The organism is Dactylosporangium salmoneum, assembly GCF_039532525.1.
GTDB classification, from domain to species: domain Bacteria; phylum Actinomycetota; class Actinomycetes; order Mycobacteriales; family Micromonosporaceae; genus Dactylosporangium; species Dactylosporangium salmoneum.
Genome location: NZ_BAAARV010000047.1, coordinates 12,987 through 17,020 on the forward strand (window position 1 = coordinate 12,987; position 4,034 = coordinate 17,020).

1 protein-coding gene and 1 pseudogene are annotated in these 4,034 nt (G+C 72.8%); both read left to right on the top strand.

Annotated elements, in window-relative coordinates:
- Positions 1-12: 12 nt before the first annotated feature.
- A pseudogene (locus ABD352_RS57730) lies at positions 13-915 on the top strand (acyltransferase domain-containing protein); the annotation flags it as partial.
- Positions 916-1,002: 87 nt separating this feature from the next.
- Positions 1,003-4,034: SDR family NAD(P)-dependent oxidoreductase (locus ABD352_RS27695; RefSeq protein WP_344615430.1), on the top strand; the 3,032-nt coding region annotated here is incomplete at its 3' end.

Sequence of the window (4,034 nt, forward strand, 5' to 3'; positions counted from 1 at the left end):
GGGCTGCCCGACGTGGCGTTCTCGTTGGCCTCGGGCCGGGCCGCTCTGGAGCACCGGGCGGTGGTCGTGGCCGCGGACCGTGCGGAGGCGCTGTCCGGCCTGGCGGCGCTGGCCGCGGGCGATCCGGCGGCGAACGTGCTCGAAGGGTTCGCCGGTGAGCCGCGGCGAGCGGTGTTTGTCTTCCCGGGTCAGGGCTCGCAGTGGGTGGGCATGGCGACCGAGCTGCTGGCTTCGTCGCCGGTGTTCGCTGAGTGTGAGCGGGCTTTGGCTCCGTTGGTGGACTGGTCGTTGCGGGATGCGTTGACCGATCCGGAGTTGCTGGAGCGGGTCGATGTGGTGCAGCCGGTGTTGTGGGCGGTCATGGTGTCGCTTGCTGCGGTATGGGAGTCCTACGGAGTAACCCCCGCAGCCGTGATTGGTCATTCGCAGGGTGAGATCGCCGCGGCTGTGGTTGCCGGTGGGTTGTCCATTGTGGATGGTGCGCGGGTTGTGGTGTTGCGGTCGAGGGCGTTGCGGGCGATTGCGGGTCGCGGTGGGATGGTGTCGGTTGCGGCGCCGGTGGATCGGGTGCGTGAGCTGATCGACGGCCGGCTCTCTATCGCGGCGATGAACGGTCCGTCGGCGACGGTGGTGGCTGGTCCGGTTGAGGCGTTGGACGAGTTCGTGGCTTCCTGCGGTGAGGACGTCCGGGTGCGTCGGATCTCCGTCGACTATGCGTCGCATACGCCGCATGTGGAGGAGTTGCGCGACCAGATCTTGGCCGATCTCGAAGGCCTGAGCCCGATATCTGGGCGGGTTCCGTTCATATCCGCCGTGACGGGCGGGGTGATGGATATGTCGCAGTTGGATGGGACATATTGGTACACGAATCTTCGGCAGCCGGTGCGGTTTGACGATGCGGTGAATACCGCGCGGGGGCTTGGGCTTGACGGGTTCGTCGAGTGCAGTGCGCATCCGGTGCTGGCGCTCGGGGTGGGGACTCTGCGGCGGGATGACGGTGGGTTGCGGCGGCTGGTTGCCTCGCTGGGGGAGGCGTGGGCGCAGGGGATCGGGGTCGACTTCGGGCTCGGCGGCGGACGGCGGGTTGAGCTGCCGACGTACCCGTTCCAGCATGAGCGGTTCTGGCTGAGCGCGGAGCCGGGGGCGGCCGACGTTGCCGCGGCCGGGCTGCAGGCCGCCGGGCATCCGCTGCTGGGCGCGGCGGTTCGGCTGGCGCAGGCGGACGCGTACCTGTTGGCGGGGCGGGTTTCGCTGGGTGCGCAGCCGTGGCTGGCCGATCACGCGGTGGCGGGGACGGTGTTGTTGCCGGGTACGGCGTTTGTGGAGTTGGCGTTGCGGGCGGGTCGGGAGTGTGGGTGCCCGGTCGTGGAGGAGCTGACGATTCAGGCGCCGTTGGTGCTTGACGGGGATTCCGCCGTACAGGTGCAGGTTTGGGTTTCTGAACCCGATGCAGGTGGGCGGCGGGCGGTGACCGTCCACTCGCGACCGGGCGACGACGCGGAGTGGACCGCGCACGCGAGCGGCACCCTCGCCGCCGAGCCGTCCGGCGACGCCCGCGAGGATCTCGCCGCGTGGCCGCCGGCCGGGGCGGAACCGTTGGCGCTGGACGGGTTCTATCCCGCCCTGGCCGCCGCCGGGTACGCCTACGGCCCGACGTTCCAGGGGCTGCGGGCCGCCTGGCGCGACGGCGGCGAGCTCTACGCCGACGTCGCGCTGCCCGGGGACGCGGAGGAGTTCGGTCTGCACCCGGCGCTGCTCGACGCGGCCGTGCACGTCGTCGGGCTGGCGGGCCTGGACCGGCTGCGGGAGCAGACCCGGCTGCCGTTCGAGTGGCGCGGGGTCGAGCTGGCCGCGGTCGGCGCCACGGCGCTGCGGGTGCGGGTCTCGCCCTGCGGCGCGGACACGTACGCGGTCACGGCCGCCGACGCCACCGGCCGGTTCGTGGCCAGGGTGGGCGGCCTTGTGCTGCGGCCGGTGTCGCTGGCGCGGCTGCGGCCCGCAAGCCCGCTCTACGAGCTGGCCTGGTCCGCGCCGTCCGAGCCCACGGCGGACCGGGTGAGCGACGTGACCATCGTCGAGGTCGGGGACCCCGGCGCGGACGTGCCCGCGGCCGCGCACCGCGTCGTGACCGAGGCTCTGGGCCTGGTGCGGCAATGGCTGGGGGAGGAGCGCCCGGCATCGGCCCGGCTGGCGCTGGTCACCCGCTCGGCGGTGGCGGTCGGCGACGAGGACGCGCCCGGGCTCGCCGCGTCGACGGTCTGGGGGCTGGTGAAGTCGGCCCAGGCGGAGCAGCCGGGCCGGCTCGTGCTGCTCGACGCCGACGACAGCGCGACCCCGGAGATGGTCCGGCGGGCGGTGTCCTCCGGCGAACCGCAGATGGCGATCCGGCAGGGGCAGGTCCTCGTCCCGCGGCTGGCGCCCGCCCGCGGCCTGATCCCGCCGGCCGAGGGACCGTGGCGGCTCGACACTCGTGGCGGTGGCACCCTCGAGGACCTCGCGCTGGTCCCGGCGCCGGAGTCGGCGGCGCCGCTTGAGCCGGGGCAGGTGCGGGTGGCGGTACGGGCGGCGGGGCTGAACTTCCGCGACGTGCTGGTCGGCCTCGGCATGGTGCCGGGCCAGATCGGCATGGGCAGCGAGGCGGCCGGCGTCGTGACCGAGGCGGCGGCGGACGTCACCGCGCTGTCCGTCGGCGACCGGGTGACCGGCCTGGTCTTCAACGCCTTCGCGCCGACCGTCGTGGTGGACCACCGCACGCTGGTGCGTGTGCCGGACGACTGGTCGTTCGAGCGGGCGGCGTCCGTGCCCATCTGTTACCTGACCGCCTGGTACGGGCTGGCCGACCTCGGTGACCTGCAGGCCGGTGAGCGGGTGCTGATTCACGCGGGCGCGGGCGGTGTGGGCATGGCCGCGATCCGGCTGGCCCGGTATTGGGGTGCGGAGGTCTTCGCCACGGCGAGCCCGGGGAAGTGGGGCACGTTGCGGGGGCTGGGTTTGGACGACGACCACATCGCGTCCTCGCGGGATCTGGAGTTCGCGGAGAGGTTCCCGGCGATGGATGTGGTGCTGAACTCGCTTGCGGGTGAGTTTGTCGATGCGTCGTTCGGTCTGCTGGCCGAGGGTGGGCGGTTCCTGGAGATGGGCAAGACCGACATCCGGACCGCGGGCACTCCGGCCGGGTATCGGGCCTTCGACCTGCTGGAGGCGGGGCCGGACCGGATCGGGGAGCTGCTGGGCGAGATTGTCGGGGCGTTCGAGCCGCTGCCGGTGTCGGCGTTCGACATTCGGCGGGCGGGGGAGGCGTTCCGGTACATGCGGCAGGCCAAACACGTCGGGAAGATCGTGTTGCGGATGCCCGGGCCGGTCTGGCCGACCGATGGAACGGTTCTGGTGACGGGTGGGACCGGCACGCTCGGTGGCCTGGTGGCCCGGCATCTCGTGCGCGAGCACGGGGTGCGGGACCTGCTGCTGGTGAGCCGTTCGGGCATGGACGCGGCGGGTGCCGAGGAACTGGCCGCGGAGCTGGGGGCCCGGGTCGTCGCGTGCGATCTCGCCGATCGGGCGGCGGTTGAGCGGCTGTTGGCCTCGGAGTCGGTCCGGGCGGTGGTCCATACGGCCGGTGTGATCGACGACGGGGTGGTGGAGTCGCTGACGCCGGAGCGGTTGGCCGCTGTGTTGCGGCCGAAGGTGGATGCGGCGTGGAACCTGCATGAGCTGACCGGCGAGCTGACCGCGTTCGTGTTGTTCTCGTCGGCTGCTGGGGTGTTCGGCAGTCCGGGGCAGGGGAACTATGCGGCGGCGAACACGTTCCTCGACACGCTCGCGGCGCACCGGCGGGCGCTCGGCCTGCCGGCGCACTCGCTGGCGTGGGGGCAGTGGGCGCGCACCAGCGGGCTCACCGGGCGGCTCGACGAGCGTGACCTGGCCCGGCTCTCCCGCAGCGGCATCGTGCCGCTCGCCGACGACGAGGCCCTCGCGCTCCTCGACGCCGCGACCGGCAGCGATCGGGCCGCCCTCGCCCCCGTACGCATCGACCT